13 protein-coding genes and 1 riboswitch are annotated in these 15,051 nt (G+C 61.6%); of the genes, 7 read left to right on the top strand and 6 right to left on the bottom strand.

Annotated features, from left to right (window positions below):
• Positions 1 to 134: 134 nt before the first annotated feature.
• From BK667_RS00830 to hldE, 3 genes are all read left to right on the top strand, one after another.
• A complete protein-coding gene (locus BK667_RS00830; RefSeq protein ID WP_123596532.1) occupies positions 135 to 839 on the top strand; it encodes a sulfotransferase family 2 domain-containing protein in 705 nt (234 codons plus the stop codon).
• Entirely contained in the window at positions 832 to 1,443 is a 612-nt protein-coding gene (cysC, locus tag BK667_RS00825; RefSeq protein WP_123596531.1) for an adenylyl-sulfate kinase, read from the top strand. Before BK667_RS00830 ends, cysC begins: the two co-directional genes overlap by 8 nt.
• 102 nt (positions 1,444 to 1,545) lie before the next feature.
• Positions 1,546 to 2,967 carry a bifunctional D-glycero-beta-D-manno-heptose-7-phosphate kinase/D-glycero-beta-D-manno-heptose 1-phosphate adenylyltransferase HldE gene (gene hldE / locus BK667_RS00820; protein WP_123510890.1) on the top strand — a complete coding sequence of 474 codons (1,422 nt, stop codon included), beginning with the start codon at positions 1,546 to 1,548 and terminating at the stop codon, positions 2,965 to 2,967.
• 117 nt (positions 2,968 to 3,084) lie between these two features.
• Here hldE and BK667_RS00815 read toward each other — a convergent pair whose 3' ends face one another.
• The 4 genes from BK667_RS00815 to BK667_RS00800 form a co-directional block, all read right to left on the bottom strand.
• Entirely contained in the window at positions 3,085 to 4,053 is a 969-nt protein-coding gene (locus tag BK667_RS00815) for a metal ABC transporter ATPase (protein WP_123510888.1), read from the bottom strand.
• Between the two features lie 32 nt (positions 4,054 to 4,085).
• Entirely contained in the window at positions 4,086 to 4,898 is an 813-nt protein-coding gene (locus tag BK667_RS00810) for an aldo/keto reductase (RefSeq protein ID WP_123596530.1), read from the bottom strand.
• Complete coding sequence (locus BK667_RS00805) at positions 4,895 to 6,070, bottom strand: NAD(P)/FAD-dependent oxidoreductase (RefSeq protein WP_123596529.1); 1,176 nt, start codon at positions 6,068 to 6,070, stop codon at positions 4,895 to 4,897. Before BK667_RS00805 ends, BK667_RS00810 begins: the two co-directional genes overlap by 4 nt.
• Before the next feature lie 199 nt (positions 6,071 to 6,269).
• Positions 6,270 to 6,602, bottom strand: coding sequence for a DMT family transporter (locus tag BK667_RS00800; protein ID WP_123402464.1), 333 nt, complete (start codon positions 6,600 to 6,602; stop codon positions 6,270 to 6,272).
• Positions 6,603 to 6,705: 103 nt separating this feature from the next.
• On the opposite strand from BK667_RS00800, the gene BK667_RS00795 reads away from it, so the two are divergent.
• Together BK667_RS00795 and waaA are read left to right on the top strand one after the other, a co-directional pair.
• Positions 6,706 to 7,596 carry a LysR family transcriptional regulator gene (locus BK667_RS00795; RefSeq protein WP_123596528.1) on the top strand — a complete coding sequence of 297 codons (891 nt, stop codon included), beginning with the start codon at positions 6,706 to 6,708 and terminating at the stop codon, positions 7,594 to 7,596.
• Positions 7,597 to 7,618: 22 nt separating this feature from the next.
• Entirely contained in the window at positions 7,619 to 8,896 is a 1,278-nt protein-coding gene (gene waaA, locus BK667_RS00790; RefSeq protein ID WP_123596527.1) for a lipid IV(A) 3-deoxy-D-manno-octulosonic acid transferase, read from the top strand.
• A gap of 79 nt (positions 8,897 to 8,975) precedes the next feature.
• On the opposite strand, the gene BK667_RS00785 is transcribed toward waaA, so the two are convergent.
• The gene (locus BK667_RS00785) at positions 8,976 to 10,409 is read right to left on the bottom strand and encodes a TolC family outer membrane protein (protein ID WP_123510878.1); all 1,434 of its coding nucleotides are present in this window, start codon (positions 10,407 to 10,409) and stop codon (positions 8,976 to 8,978) included.
• A 192-nt stretch (positions 10,410 to 10,601) separates the two neighbouring features.
• Positions 10,602 to 10,707: riboswitch (TPP riboswitch) on the top strand.
• Positions 10,708 to 10,881: 174 nt separating this feature from the next.
• On the opposite strand from BK667_RS00785, the gene thiC reads away from it, so the two are divergent.
• Both thiC and cytX read left to right on the top strand, forming a co-directional pair.
• A complete protein-coding gene (gene thiC, locus BK667_RS00780) occupies positions 10,882 to 12,771 on the top strand; it encodes a phosphomethylpyrimidine synthase ThiC (protein ID WP_123596526.1) in 1,890 nt (629 codons plus the stop codon).
• Positions 12,772 to 12,963: 192 nt separating this feature from the next.
• Positions 12,964 to 14,256 (top strand): putative hydroxymethylpyrimidine transporter CytX, encoded by a 1,293-nt coding sequence (gene cytX / locus BK667_RS00775; protein ID WP_123402459.1) that lies wholly within the window; start codon positions 12,964 to 12,966, stop codon positions 14,254 to 14,256.
• On the opposite strand, the gene BK667_RS00770 is transcribed toward cytX, so the two are convergent.
• Positions 14,225 to 14,968, bottom strand: coding sequence for an RsiV family protein (locus BK667_RS00770; RefSeq protein ID WP_123510872.1), 744 nt, complete (start codon positions 14,966 to 14,968; stop codon positions 14,225 to 14,227). The genes cytX and BK667_RS00770 overlap by 32 nt on opposite strands.
• Between the last annotated feature and the right edge of the window lie 83 nt (positions 14,969 to 15,051).

The raw sequence follows: 15,051 nt of genomic DNA, 5'->3' as shown, positions 1-15,051 counted from the left end.
GTACGGTGAGTTTGTATCCGAATCCTTACCCTTCTTGACCAAACCTGAATAAATATCTGCACCGCGCTTGTTAAGGTTCCTGAACGAACTTTGACTTCCATCGAAGGGGCCATCCCCATCGCGCGGGTACTGCAATGTTGCAACGATATCTGTGGAAACTATTGCCCAAACAGCAGCGAGCCTTCCTGTTGGGGCGCCTGTCGGTCGTGGACCGTCAGGTGGTGAACAAGTCGATGTCAGCCAATCTGCAATTCCCCAAATCCTTCGCACAGCATGCGTGCCTGTTCATTCACGTACCCAAATGCGCCGGGAGCAGTGTCTGTGCGGCATTGTTCGACGACTGGAGCCCCGGTCACTTGCCGTTGTACTGGTACGAAGAGCAGTTTCCCGAACAGTTTGCCGACAGTTTCAAATTCGCCTTCGTCCGCGACCCGTTGGAAAGAGCCTACTCGGCTTACGCTTTTCTACGGGGCAACGAACTGGGCCGGCGCGATCAGGCGGCGCAGAAACTGGTTAGCCAGTACCGCGATTTCGACGACTTCGTGGCGCGCTGGCTGCACCCGGAGACGATCAGCCGCCAATTGCATTTTGCCGCGCAAACGGATTTTCTCACCGATTCCCTGGGGCATCTGGCCCTGGACTTTATCGGCTATCAAGAACACCTGGCGCGAGATTTTGCGCTGGTTTGCGAGCAGTTGAAGCATCCGGTGGCGCTGCCCCATATCAATAGTTCGCAGCAGCGCCAGCCAAGGCAGGCCCGTGATTTCTGTTCGGTTCGGACCCGTCGGCTGGTGCGCCGGGTTTATCAGCGCGATTACGAGATGCTCGGTTATGAATGAAGCCCAATCGATGTCAGCGCCAATGCCTGCGATTCGCCCCTATGGATTGGCGCTGACGAACGAGGCCCGGGCCGCGCTCAAATCGCAGCGTCCGCGCTGCCTCTGGTTGACCGGGTTGTCCGGGGCGGGCAAGTCGACACTGGCCAATGCCCTGGAGCTGCAACTCAATCAGCGTGGCTTTCACACCTTTATCCTTGATGGCGACAACCTGCGCGGCGGCCTGTGCAGCGACCTGGGCATGGGGGCTGATTGTCGCCGGGAAAACATTCGGCGCATGTCCGAGGTGGCGCGCCTGATGGTCGATGCCGGGCTGATTGTGATCGTGGCGGCGATCTCGCCGTTTCGCGCCGAGCGTGAAACGGCGCGGCGGTTGTTCGCCGAGGGCGATTTTATCGAGGTTTATGTGAGCACCTCATTCGCGGTGTGTGCGCAACGCGACCCCAAAGGTCTGTATCAGGCGGCCCTGCAAGGGCGGATCAAGGACTTCACCGGCATCGATAGCCCGTATGAAGCGCCGCTGACGGCGGAGTGTGAGATCGACACCCAGAATCTGAATCTGGAAGACGCCTGCGCTCGTTTATCGACTTTTTTGCTCAATAAATGATCAAAAAAACCTGCCAATTCATCCTGTTGCAGCCGCCGCACAAGCCTGCGCCAACCCTGTGTTAATATCGCGGCCCTGTTCATTTTGTATGTGGGTTGCTCCATGAAGTTGTCCATGCCGCGATTCGATCAAGCCCCTGTCTTGGTGGTCGGCGATGTCATGCTCGACCGTTACTGGCATGGTGGTACCTCACGGATTTCCCCTGAGGCGCCGGTACCGGTGGTCAAGGTCGAGCAAATCGAGGACCGCCCGGGCGGTGCCGCCAACGTTGCCCTCAACATCGCCGCCCTCGGCGCCCCGGCCTCACTGGTCGGCGTGACCGGTGACGACGAAGCCGCCGACAGCCTGGCCAACAGCCTCAAGGGCGCTGGCGTGCGGGCATTGTTCCAGCGCATTGCGCACCAGCCGACCATCGTCAAGCTGCGGGTCATGAGCCGTCACCAGCAACTGCTGCGTATCGACTTCGAAGAACCGTTCGCCACCGACGCTCTGGCGCTGGGCGAGCAGGTCGACGAGTTGCTCGAAGGCATCAAGGTGCTGGTGCTGTCCGACTACGGCAAGGGCGCGCTGAAAAACCATCAGGTGCTGATCCAGGCCGCCCGTGCCCGTGGCATTCCGGTGCTGGCCGACCCCAAGGGCAAGGATTTCTCGATCTACCGCGGTGCCAGCCTGATCACGCCGAACCTCAGCGAGTTCGAAGCCATCGTCGGCCGTTGCGCCGATGAACACGAACTCGTGAGCAAGGGCGCGACCCTGATGCATGACCTCGACCTCGGCGCCTTGCTGGTGACCCGTGGCGAGCACGGCATGACCTTGCTGCGCCCGGATCATCCGGCGCTGCACCTGCCGGCTCGCGCCCGTGAAGTGTTCGACGTGACCGGTGCGGGCGACACAGTCATTTCCACCCTGGCGGCCGCGATTGCTGCTGGCGAAGAACTGCCCCACGCCGTGGCCCTGGCCAACCTGGCGGCGGGCATCGTGGTCGGCAAGCTCGGTACGGCGTGCATCAGCGCGCCGGAACTGCGCCGCGCCATCCAGCGTGAAGAAGGTTCCGAGCGCGGTGTGCTCGGCCTTGAGCAGCTGTTGTTGGCGGTCGACGATGCCCGAGCGCACAACGAGCGGATCGTCTTCACCAACGGTTGCTTCGACATTCTGCATGCCGGCCACGTGACCTACCTCGAACAGGCACGGGCCCAGGGCGATCGTCTGATCGTCGCGGTCAACGACGATGCTTCGGTGAGCCGTTTGAAGGGGCCCGGTCGTCCGATCAACAGCGTTGACCGGCGCATGGCAGTACTGGCCGGTCTGGGCGCGGTGGATTGGGTCATCAGCTTCGCTGAAGGCACCCCGGAAAACCTGCTGCGCGAGGTCAAGCCAGACGTGTTGGTCAAGGGCGGGGATTACGGGATCGACCAAGTGGTCGGCGCGGACATCGTCACGGCTTACGGCGGCACGGTGAAAGTGTTGGGGCTGGTGGAAAACAGCTCCACCACCGCGATTGTCGAGAAGATCCGTAATAACTGACCCTGGGTGATCATTCCCACGCTCTGCGTGGGAATGCCTCAATGGACGCTCCGCGTCCGCTGTTGAGACGCGGAGCGTCTCGGGCTGCATTCCCACGCGGAGCGTGGGAACGATCAATCAAGAACCGACTTTCTTGCGCGGCACGATTTTCTTCAGCAACTGCTTGGCCTTCCCCCGCAACCGCGCCAACCCTGAATCCTTCCCCGGCGGCGCCAACCCTTGTTGCCGCACCCAATCCTTCCAGCGAATTCGCTCATCGCGCACCAGCCAGCCTTCCTGCTGGGCAAAACTCTCAGCCAGGTACAACCCGCGCGTACTCGCCGGGTACAGCTGATCCTTTTTCAGCGTGTAGAGCTCAGCCATCGGCTGGCCATCCTGCAACGGCATCAAATACAGATCGGGACGCTTGCGATCCAGTCGCGCCACCAGTTGATCACCTTCCAGTCGCTCATCCACATGGAACAGGCTCAGGGATTTGGCTTCCTTGGGCACGTCCAGGCGCAAGTCATAGATCAATTGCAACGACGCGGTCGGCAAATGCACGTAGGCCCTAGGCCGTTCGATCAACTGCATGGCGGCGCAACGCACCGGCCGCGCCGAGCCGGATAACGGCGTCAGGCGAAAGGGCAGGGCTTCGCGATAATGCAGGGCGGACGAGTAGGGCGCCGGCAACCAGGTGTCGTTGAAACGCCCGCTGAGCCAGCCTTCCGGGGTTTCCAGCAGGCACTCTTCGGCAATCTCCTGGATGGCCGTGTGCAGCGGCAGGTTCAGCTCGTGGGCCGGCACATAACCGGAAATCAGCTTGAGCACCACATCGCCACGGTCCTGTCGGCGCTGGCGCACCAGCACCCAGTAGTCGCGGTTCTGCCAATGCAGGGTCAGGCGCACCGAAACCCCGAGATTGGCCAGCTCCAGCGAAAATCGCTCAGTGTCGGCCACCGCCACCGGGCGGCGACGTTGCAGGGTCTGGGAGAAATTCAGCGGCATCCCGACGCTCTGATAACTCAGGCCTTCGGGAGTCGCTTCGACGTACAACGGCAGGGTCTTGAAGTTGCTCGGATTCTTTCTAATGAGCGTACGCGGCATGTCGGCTCCTGCTTAAGGCCGCGTGGGCGGCGTCAGTTACTACGAAGGACCTGGGCAACGGTCGCGACGTTGTGGGCGAGGTGCAGCGGATTGATGGTCCCGACAATAGCACTGGCAACGCCCGGATGTTCAAACAACAACTCGAAGCTGGCGCGCACCGGGTCCACGCCGAGGCTCAGGCACACATGACCGCTGGCAAGGGCCTTTTTCACCAGGATCGCTTTGCCGTGGACAGCAGCATAGTCAATCACGGCTTTCTCGCTCAATTCGTTCAGATTGTAGGTGACCATGGCGCAATCGCCCTGTTCCAGAGCCTTCAAACCACCCTCGACGGTTTTGCCGGAAAAACCGAAACCGCGAATCTTGCCTTCGGCCTTGAGCTCGGCGAGGGTCTCGTAGACTTCACAGTCGTTGAGGATCGCAAGGTCGTTGCCATCCGAGTGCACCAGCACCAGGTCGATAAAATCCGTTTCCAGACGTTGCAGGCTGCGCTCCACCGAGAAGCGGGTGTGGGCGGCGCTGAAGTCGTGGCGGGATTGGCCGTCGGCAAACTCTTCGCCGACCTTGCTGACGATCACCCACTCCTGGCGCTGACCGCGCAGTAGCGGGCCGAGGCGTTCTTCGCTGCGACCATAGGCCGGGGCGGTGTCGATCAGGTTGATGCCCATGTCGCGGGCGAGTTTGAGCAGCATCCGCGCCTCGTCATCGTCGGGGATCTGGAAGCCGCTGGGGTATTTCACACCCTGGTCGCGGCCCAGTTTCACGGTGCCCAGGCCCAAGGGTGAAACCAGCAGGCCGGTGCTGCCCAGCGGGCGATGCAGGTCGTGCAGGGTTTTTACGCTCATGGCAGCAGTTGCTCCCAGGCAGGGACGCCCATCGGTGGTTTTGGCAGGTCGGGCAGGGAGGCCGCCGGGCCGGGTTGAATACCATCGCGGGCCAGGCTGGCGATGACGCGATCAGCGAAGTCCGGCGCCAGCGCCAGTTTGGTCGGCCAGCCGACCAACAGCCGCCCCTGTTCGGCCAGGAAGGCGTTGTCCGGGCGGGTCAGGCCTGATTGCAGCGGCTCGGCGCGGTCCACGCGCAAGGTCGCCCATTGCACGGTGCTGAGGTCGATCCACGGCAGCAACTGCCCGAGTTCTTTTTGCGCGGTGGCGATTTGCTCGGCGGGGTCGCGGGCCACACCTTCGGCTTCGGCAATGTCGCCGCCCATGTACCAGACCCATTGGCCATTGGCGGCCGGGTGAGTGGTCACGGTGATGCGCGGCTTGGTGCCGCCGCCCAGGCAGTGGGCGTACAGCGGTTTGAGGCTCGGGCCTTTGGCGATGATCATGTGCAACGGCCGGCGCTGCATGGCGGGCTGGCTCAGTCCCAAGGTTTCAAGCAACGCGGCCGTGCCGCCACCCGCGCTGAGGACGATGCGTTGGGCGCGAATCTCGCGGCCATCGACTTTCAAGCCAACCAGAATTCCGCCATCCAGCAACGGTTCGATGGTCTGCCCGGCGAGCAAGCCGTCGCCCGCCAGATCGGCCAGGCGTTGGATCAGGCTTGGTACGTCGATCACCAGTTCGGCCAGGCGATACACCTTGCCCTTGAAACGCTTGTCTTGCAGCGCCGGCGGCAGTTGATCGCCCTTGACCTGATCGACCCGGCCACGCACGGCTTTGCTGGCGAAGAAACTGGTGAGGTTGCCGGCAATCGTGCCAGGGGACCAGAGGTAATGGGCTTCGGACAACAGGCGCACGCCGGTCAGGTCCAGCTCGCCGTCACCGGCCAGCGCTTCACGCCAGCGGCGCGGCATGTCGGCGATGGCTTCCGACGCGCCGGTCAGAGCGCCATGCAACGCGTACTTGGCGCCGCCGTGGATGATGCCCTGGGACTTCACGCTCTGCCCGCCACCGAGGCTGGCACTTTCCACCAGCACGGTCGAAAAACCCTGGCGGCGCAGACGTGCGTTGAGCCAGAGGCCGGCGACACCAGCGCCGACAATCAGAACGTCGGTGGAAATAACGGATGGCATGCAGCGACCTCAGTGATCAAGACGAGGGCGCAGTATACAGACTCGTTGCGGAGGGGATTTGTCGACGACTAATCAGGTGTACACAAAACTTGTGGGAGCGAGCCTGCTCGCGAAAGCGGTGTATCAGTCGACATTGAAGTTGCCTGACACATCGCATTCGCGAGCAGGCTCGCTCCCACAGTGGATTGGATTTCGGCAGTTAGTGCCCGGCGGTTTTGGAGAATAGCTGGATCACGACAACGCCCAACACAATCAGTCCCATCCCCAGCATCGCCGGCACATCCAGCTTCTGCCCATAGATAAACAGCGCCGCGACGCTGACCATCACAATCCCCATCCCGGCCCACACCGCGTACGCCACACCCACCGGCACGCTGCGCACTACAAGCGTCAGCATCCAGAAAGCGATGCCGTAGCCAACAATGACCAGGATCAGCGGCAGTGGCGTGCTGAAGCCTTTGACCGCTTTCATCGAAACAGTGGCGATCACTTCGGCGCAGATGGCGATGGCCAGGTAGTAGTAAGCGGTCATGGGTCAATCCTCGTATGAAGTGTTGCTCTCTGAGGTCGGCATTCTAGAGATTCCACAGATGCGGTAAAGTCATTACCTATCTGCTATCGAGATGGGTTGAGCCATGAACATGCAATGGAACCTGGAACAGCTGCGTTTGTTTGTCATCGTAGCGGAACAGCGCTCGTTTTCGGCAGTGGCGCGGGAGCAGCGCAAGGCGCAGTCGGCGGTCAGCAGTTCGATTGCGTTGCTGGAGGAAGACCTGGGCATAAGCCTGTTCGACCGCAGCAGCGGTCGCCAGCCGAAGCTGACCGAAGCCGGCGCTGCCCTGCTGGAAGAGGCGCGGGAGGTGCTGCGTCAGTGCGAGCGCCTGAACGGCCGGGCGCTGGCGATGATGCGCGGCCAGGAAGCACGCATTCGCCTGGCCCAGGATGAGGCGATGCCTTTTCAGCCGATCATTGACAGTCTCGACGCGTTGGCAGATCAGTTCCCCAGCCTGGAAGTGCAATTGTCCAACGGGACTCAGGGCGATGTGGCGAGAAAACTGTTGGAGCGCCGGGCCGACCTCGGCCTGCTGTTCTACCACGATCAAATTCCCGAAGCGCTGGAGCGACGGGTGCTGGGCAGCATCGAAATGGTCACGGTGTGTGGCGTCGGTCACCCGCTGGCGGCGCTGGATGAGGTCAACTGCCAGCAACTGGCTCAACATCGCCAATTACTGATGGCCGCTCAATCCAGCGTCTATCCCGGTAGCGAGCCGGCCAGCCCGCAGGTGTGGCGCGCCGACAGCTTCTACGTGATCGCCGAATTGCTGATGCGCGGCCTCGGCTGGGCCTGGTTACCGCGCAACGTTGTGCAGTACTCCGGGTATCAACGGCAGATGGTCGAGTTGGTCAGCGAATGGACGCCGCCGGCGCTGGTGGTGGAGCTGGTCTGGCGGCGCGACGAACCACTCGGCCCGGCCGCTCGTTGGTTGGCTGAACGTTTTGCGGTGCACTTGCAGGCGATCGGCTGAAAAACCGATAAACTCCGCCGCCATGAATAGAACTCTCTATACCGCGCTGTTTTACCTGGGGCTGCCATTGGTAGCGATTCGACTGTGGCTGCGCTCGCGCAAGGCGCCGGCCTATGCCAAACGCATTGGCGAGCGCTTCTCCTACGGCTTGCCGACGATGCAGCCGGGCGGCATCTGGGTGCACGCCGTGTCCGTCGGCGAAAGCATCGCCGCCGCGCCGATGATCCGTGCCTTGCTGCAGCGTTATCCAACGCTGCCGATCACCGTGACCTGCATGACCCCGACCGGCTCGGAGCGCATCCACGCCTTGTTCGCCAATGAGCCGCGCATCCAGCACTGCTATTTGCCTTACGACTTGCCATGTGCGGCGGCGCGGTTTCTGGATCGGGTCCGGCCGAAACTGGCTGTGATCATGGAGACCGAACTGTGGCCCAATCACATTCACCAGTGCGCCAAGCGCGGAATTCCCGTGGCGCTGGCCAATGCGCGATTGTCCGAGCGTTCGGCCAAAGGCTATGGCCGCTTCCATAAACTGACCGGGCCGATGCTCGCCGAGATGAGCCTGTTCGCGGTGCAGACCGAAGCCGAGGCCGAGCGCTTCCGTTCACTCGGTGCGCGTGCGGAAACCGTCGAGGTGACCGGCTCGATCAAATTCGACCTGACCATCGACCCGCAATTGCTTGAACGCGCCGCCGAGTTGCGCGGGCAGTGGCAGGCGCTGGAGCGTCCGGTGTGGATCGCCGCCAGTACCCATGAAGGGGAAGACGAAGTGGTCCTCGCGGCCCATCGGCAGTTACTGGCCAGTCATCCTGATACGTTGCTGATTCTGGTGCCGCGTCATCCGGAGCGTTTCAATTCGGTGTTCGAGTTGTGCAAGCAGCAGGGTTTTGCCACGGTGCGGCGTTCCACGGGCGAGCCGGTCACCCCCGATACCTCGGTGCTGCTGGGCGACACCATGGGTGAATTGCTGTTTCTCTACGCCTTGGCCGACAGCGCTTTTGTGGGCGGCAGTCTGGTGCCGAATGGCGGGCATAACCTGCTGGAACCGGCGGCACTGGCCAAGCCAGTTTTGAGCGGGCCGCACCTGTTCAACTTCCTTGAAATCGCCGCGCAATTGCGCAGTGCCGGGGCGTTGGCGGAGGTCGATGATGCCGAAGGGTTGGCGGTGGCCGTGCAGCGGTTGTTCGAATTGCCGCGAGATGCGCAGCGGATGGCCGAGGCGGGGTTGAAGGTGATGCGCACCAATCAAGGCGCGTTGCAGCGGTTGTTGGATGGACTCGGACGATTGATCGAGCGCTAACTTGTAGGAGCAAGGCTTGCCCGCGATGGCGCCCTCAAGATCGTCATCGCGAGCAAGCTATGCTCCTACAGATTTGGCGTCAGGGCCGGGCCTTGAGTTGCTCGGCCGCAGCTTTGGCCAAATCCGGCGGCAAGAAGTCTTTATCCGGGTTGTAGTCAGCCTTGAGGTAACGCGACAAATCCTGCAAATCCCCCGGGTTCAAAGTGCCCGCCGCTTGCTTGAGGCGCAGGTTGTCGAGGATGTAGTCGTAGCGAGTGTTGTTGTAGTTGCGCACCGAGGTGTACAGCTGACGCTGGGCATCGAGCACGTCGACGATGTTGCGCGTGCCCACCTGATAACCGATTTCCGTCGCTTCCACCGCGCTCTGGTTGGAAATGATCGACTGCTTGCGCGCCTGCACCTGCTCGACATCGGTGTTCACCGCGCGGTGCAGGTTGCGGGTGTTTTCCACCACTTGCCGGCGCAGTTGTTCGCGTTGCTGCTCGGACTGATCAAGGCGTGCGTAGGACTCGCGCACTTGCGAATTGATCAGGCCGCCGCTGTAGATCGGGATGTTCACTTGCAAACCGACGGTGGTCTGCTCGACGTTGCCGCCATAAGGCTGGCCGAACGCGCTCGGGTTGCTGAAGCCCAGTGCGTCGTTGTCACCCTTTTCGTATTTGGCCACCGCATCGAGGGTCGGCGCGTGGCCGGCCTTGCGTTGCTTGAGGGTTTCTTCGGCGGCGTTGACCGCGTAGTTGCTGGCCAGCAGATTCAGGTTTTGCTTGGCGGCGGTGTCGACCCAGGCCTTGGCGTCGTTCGGCGCCGGCGGCAGGATCGGCAGCGTATGGACGATGCCCTGGATCGAGTTGTACTGGCGGTTGGTCAGGGTGATCAGCGCTTCAAACGCATCATCCACCTGGCGCTGGGCGAGGATCCGGTTGGCCCGCGCGGTGTCGTAGCTGGCCTGGGATTGCAGCACGTCGGTCTTGTCCGACAGGCCGACATCGAAGCGTTCGTTGGACTGGTCGAGCTGGCGCTTGAACGCCGCTTCTTCAGCCTTGGTCGAGGCCAGGTTGTCTTGGCTGCGCAGCACGTTGAAATAGCTTTCCGCCGATTGCAGGATCAGGTTCTGCTCGGTGGCCGACAGTTGCAGCGAGGCTTGCTCGTTGACGTCCTTGGCGGCCTGGAACTGGAACCAGCGATCAGCGCGAAACAGTGGCTGGGCCAATGTCGCCTGATACGAATGAGCATCGCGGTTGGCGGTGCCTGACGGTTGATCGAGCTGGGTGCGCACCGAGCTCAGGTTGGCCCCGCCCGACAGGTTCGGCAGCAGGCCGGCACGGGCCTGGGGCACGACTTCTTTTTGCGCGCCGTATTGCGCGCGGGCAGCCGCCAGGTCGGCGTTGTTATCCACTGCCTCCTGATAGACGCTTACCAGGTCGGTCTTGGTGGATAAGGGCGCTTCAGCTGCCCAGGCCATTCCATTGGACGCACAAGACACGGCAAGGGCCAGTGAGAGTTTGCGCAGCATGAGGCCATCCCTAAAAAATTACGCTGATAATTTGAGCGCCAAAGGTAAGACGCGGCCCGCGTAGCGTCAAGGCGCAGCACGGCGTAGCGAGTGTAGTTGCACGGGCGTACGGCAACAATCTGGTAATTGCGCCATTCATCATGGTGTTTACCGCGGTGTTGGCGTTCTTTGCCAGTTGTGTCTAGACTGGCCGGGTTCTTGTCGGGGTGCCTTGCTATGAGGCTGAGATCGAATAATTTCGGATCCCGTTGAACCTGATCAGGTTAACGCCTGCGTAGGGAACAAGATTTCTCGTCACCCGGCGAGTCCTCTTGTGCTTCGTCCGGGATGTTGTTCGACAATCGACAGTCGACAGCCCTCGAGCACAGAGCACAGCACCAACAGCATTGTCATGGCTGATTGGTCGCGTCCATTCGTTACAGGTTCACTCCGACAAAATTCCACCGCCTGGATGCTGTCTGGAGAGCCCGTGATGACGATAAAACTAAAAAATACGACGAACCTGAGTGATTCGGCCCAAGTCGATCAACAATCGGTTCAGCCGTTTACCCGCTCGCAAAAAATCTATGTGCAGGGCTCCCGCCCGGACATCCTCGTGCCGATGCGCGAAGTCAGCCTCGACGTGACCCCGACCGACTTCGGCGGCGAGATCAACGCGCCGGTGGTGGTCTACGACACCTCGGGTCCGTACACCGATCCCAACGTCATCATCGACGTGCGCAAAGGCCTGGCCGACATTCGTTCGCCGTGGATCGAAGCCCGGGGCGACACCGAGCGCCTGCCCGGCCTGAGCTCCAACTTCGGTCGTGAGCGCCTCGCCGACGCCGAACTGACCAAGCTGCGGTTCGCCCACGTCAACAACCCGCGCCGCGCCAAGGCCGGTGGCAACGTCACCCAGATGCACTACGCCCGCAAAGGCATCATCACGCCCGAGATGGAATTCGTCGCCATCCGCGAAAACATGAAGCTCGAAGTGGCCCGCGCCGCCGGGCTGCTGGACCAGCAACATGCCGGTCACAGCTTCGGTGCCAGCGTGCCGAAAATCATCACCCCTGAATTTGTCCGTGAAGAGATCGCCCGTGGTCGCGCGATCATTCCGGCCAACATCAACCACACCGAACTGGAACCGATGATCATCGGCCGTAACTTCCTGGTGAAGATCAACGGCAACATCGGCAACAGCGCCCTGGGTTCGTCCATCGAAGAAGAAGTGGCGAAACTGACCTGGGGCATTCGCTGGGGCGCGGACAACATCATGGACTTGTCCACCGGCAAGCACATTCATGAAACCCGCGAGTGGATCATCCGCAACTCGCCAGTGCCGATCGGCACCGTGCCGATCTACCAGGCCCTGGAAAAAGTCGGCGGCGCCGCCGAAGACCTGACCTGGGAGCTGTTCCGCGACACGCTGATCGAGCAGGCCGAGCAGGGCGTCGACTACTTCACCATCCACGCCGGCGTGTTGCTGCGCTATGTGCCGCTGACCGCCAAGCGTGTGACCGGCATCGTCTCCCGTGGCGGTTCGATCATGGCCAAGTGGTGCCTGGCGCACCATAAAGAGAGCTTCCTCTACACCCATTTCGAAGACATCTGCGAAATCATGAAGGCCTACGACGTCAGCTTCTCGCTGGGCGATGGCCTGCGTCCGGGCTCGATTGCCGACGCCAACGACGCCGCGCAATTCGGTGAGCTGGAAACCCTCGGCGAGCTGACCAAGATTGCCTGGAAGCACGACGTGCAAACCATGATCGAAGGCCCGGGCCACGTGCCGATGCAGTTGATCAAAGAGAACATGGACAAGCAGCTCGAGTGCTGCGACGAGGCGCCGTTCTACACCCTCGGCCCGCTGACCACCGACATCGCGCCGGGCTACGACCACATCACCTCCGGCATCGGTGCGGCGATGATCGGCTGGTTCGGTTGCGCCATGCTTTGCTACGTCACGCCGAAGGAACACTTGGGCCTGCCGAACAAGGATGACGTGAAGACCGGGATCATCACCTACAAGATCGCGGCCCATGCCGCCGATCTGGCGAAAGGGCATCCGGGGGCACAGATTCGCGACAATGCCTTGAGCAAGGCGCGGTTCGAATTCCGTTGGGAAGACCAGTTCAACCTGGGCCTCGATCCGGACACCGCGCGGTCGTATCACGATGAAACCCTGCCGAAGGATTCGGCCAAGGTCGCGCACTTCTGCTCCATGTGCGGGCCGAAATTCTGCTCGATGAAAATCACCCAGGAAGTCCGCGAATACGCGGCCAACCAACGGATCGAAACCGTCGACGCCGAAGTCGCCCAGGGATTGGCGGACCAGGCGGAGCGGTTCAAGCAGGAAGGTAGTCAGCTGTACAAAAAGGTTTGATCCAGCACTGATCGTTCCCACGCGGAGCGTCCCTGATCGTTCCCACGCTCTGCGTGGGAATGCAGCCCGGGACGCTCCGCGTCCCCGAACGGCGTGACGCAGAGCGTCACAGGAGGCATTCCCACGCGGAGCGTGGGAACGATCAACGGTGGTGGTCAACACAACAACAAATGTCCCTCTGAGATAACACCCTTGAGCATTCAACCCAGCACTTATTCCCCAGACATCGCGGTGCCGACTGACAAACGCGTCTTCGGCGGCCGCGATCTGTTTTCCCTGTGGTTCTCCCTCGGCATCGGCCTGATGGTCTTGCAGACTGGCGCATTGCTCGCGCCAGGCCTGGGTCTGTCCGGCTCGCTGCTGGCGATTTTCCTCGGCACGTTGGTTGGCGTTCTGCTGCTGGCCGCCGTTGGGGTGATCGGCAGCGACACCGGCCTGTCGTCGATGGCCGCGCTCAAACTCAGCCTCGGCAAACGGGGCGCGAGCCTGCCGGCGGTGTTGAACCTGCTGCAACTGATCGGTTGGGGCTCGTTCGAAATCATCGTCATGCGCGACGCCGCCAGCCTGCTTGGCGCCCGGGCATTCAGCGAAGGCAGCCTGCTGTCCAATCCATTGCTCTGGACCTTGGTATTCGGCGCACTCGCGACCCTGCTCGCCGTCAGCGGTCCGTTGACTTTCGTGCGGCAGATCCTGCGCAAGTGGGGCATCTGGCTGTTGCTGGCCGCGTGCATCTGGCTGACCTGGAACCTGTTCGCCAAGGCTGATCTGGCCGCGTTGTGGGCCCAGGCTGGTGACGGTTCGATGCCGTTTGCCGTGGGTTTCGACATTGCGATTGCCATGCCGCTGTCCTGGCTGCCACTGATTGCCGACTACTCGCGTTTCGGCAAACGCGCGAAAAACGTGTTCGGTGGAACGGCGCTGGGTTTCTTTATCGGTAACTTCTGGCTGATGAGCCTCGGCGTGGCTTACACCCTGGCGTTCGCGCCGAGTGGTGAAGTGAATGCCTTGCTGCTGGCGCTGGCGGGTGCTGGCCTGGGGATTCCACTGTTGCTGATCCTGCTCGACGAGTCGGAAAACGCCTTTGCCGATATTCACTCGGCGGCGGTGTCCAGCGGGATTCTGTTGCGCTTGAAAGTCGAGCATCTGGCCCTGGCGATTGGCGTCATCTGCACATTGATCGCCTGCCTGGCGCCATTGGCCCAGTACCAGAACTTCCTGCTGTTGATCGGCTCAGTGTTTGCGCCGCTGTTCGGCGTGGTGCTGGTGGATCACTTCATCCTGCGCAAACGCAGTGCTCAAGTGGCGTCAGCCGCGTTGCGCTGGCCGGCGTTGCTCGCCTGGTTGGGCGGGGTGAGCACCTATCATTTGCTGGCGAATCTGTATCCGGATGTCGGCGCAACCCTGCCGTCGCTGGTACTGGCAGGGCTGCTGCAACTCGTGCTCGGTCGAGCCTTCAGTTACGGCCGGGAAACAGCTCGGGCTTGAGAATGCCATTGAGGCGCGGGTAGGGGATCTTCAGTTCGATGTGGCCCAACGCGTAAGGCGCGATGGTGCTCACTTCGTACTTGAGGATTACCCCGCCGTAGGTCAGCGCCACGTTCTGGGTTTTCTGGAAATGCCAGGTCTTCAGGAAATCCGCTTCCTGATCGAGCTTGGTGCTGATCAGCCAGCTGTTGTGCGCCACTTGCGCGGCTTTCCAGAACGCTTCTTCCTGACCCGGCAGCAACATGTCCGACAAGCTCAGCACTTTATGCTGCTGGCGCGAATAGTTGATAAAGCTGCGGCCCGGCGTGCCATGGGCGCCGCCAGTGTCCAGGTAACTGGAAAACTCAACGATCACCAAGCCGTCATGCTGCTCCCGTACCTTGGCTTGCAAATAGCTGCTGGAGCGCGGCGCGGCAGTGCGCAGGAATTGATCGCGGTAGGCGGCCAGGGTCGGCGCTGCCGGAGCGTCCGGGGTGCGGGTCAATTGCAGCAGGTTTTTTTCCACGATGCCGTCCAGCTGTGGCTCGGCCGGGAATTTCAGGGTGTCGATGTTCACCAACGGGCAGTCAGGCGTGGTGCAACCCGGTTTCAGTGTTTCCGAGGCATCGCGGGTGGTTTCCAGCGGCGTGCGGTAGTTGGGTTGGAACAGACTCTGGCAAGCGCCCAAGGTCAGGGCGATGGCGGCCACGGAGGCGATTTTAAAAAGCGACATGGGCGTCCTTCATAAAACAGGGAAAGGCGAAAGTTACCGCTTCGACTATCAACGAAGCAGTCAGTTCGCCACTAAGCTAATTA

The organism is Pseudomonas frederiksbergensis (assembly GCF_003732705.1).
Taxonomy (GTDB): Bacteria; Pseudomonadota; Gammaproteobacteria; order Pseudomonadales; family Pseudomonadaceae; genus Aquipseudomonas; species Aquipseudomonas frederiksbergensis_F.
The sequence above is the reverse complement of the archived record's forward strand: the minus strand, read 5'-3'. Positions and strand labels throughout refer to the sequence as shown.

Bases quoted from the DNA above. Each gene is read 5' to 3' on its own strand.
- BK667_RS00830 (WP_123596532.1), top strand. From the start codon at position 135: ATGTTGCAACGATATCTGTGGAAACTATTGCCCAAACAGCAGCGAGCC.
- cysC (WP_123596531.1), top strand. From the start codon at position 832: ATGAATGAAGCCCAATCGATGTCAGCGCCAATGCCTGCGATTCGCCCC.
- hldE (WP_123510890.1), top strand. From the start codon at position 1,546: ATGAAGTTGTCCATGCCGCGATTCGATCAAGCCCCTGTCTTGGTGGTC.
- BK667_RS00815 (WP_123510888.1), bottom strand. From the start codon at position 4,053: ATGCCGCGTACGCTCATTAGAAAGAATCCGAGCAACTTCAAGACCCTG.
- BK667_RS00810 (WP_123596530.1), bottom strand. From the start codon at position 4,898: ATGAGCGTAAAAACCCTGCACGACCTGCATCGCCCGCTGGGCAGCACC.
- BK667_RS00805 (WP_123596529.1), bottom strand. From the start codon at position 6,070: ATGCCATCCGTTATTTCCACCGACGTTCTGATTGTCGGCGCTGGTGTC.
- BK667_RS00800 (WP_123402464.1), bottom strand. From the start codon at position 6,602: ATGACCGCTTACTACTACCTGGCCATCGCCATCTGCGCCGAAGTGATC.
- BK667_RS00795 (WP_123596528.1), top strand. From the start codon at position 6,706: ATGAACATGCAATGGAACCTGGAACAGCTGCGTTTGTTTGTCATCGTA.
- waaA (WP_123596527.1), top strand. From the start codon at position 7,619: ATGAATAGAACTCTCTATACCGCGCTGTTTTACCTGGGGCTGCCATTG.
- BK667_RS00785 (WP_123510878.1), bottom strand. From the start codon at position 10,409: ATGCTGCGCAAACTCTCACTGGCCCTTGCCGTGTCTTGTGCGTCCAAT.
- thiC (WP_123596526.1), top strand. From the start codon at position 10,882: ATGACGATAAAACTAAAAAATACGACGAACCTGAGTGATTCGGCCCAA.
- BK667_RS00770 (WP_123510872.1), bottom strand. From the start codon at position 14,968: ATGTCGCTTTTTAAAATCGCCTCCGTGGCCGCCATCGCCCTGACCTTG.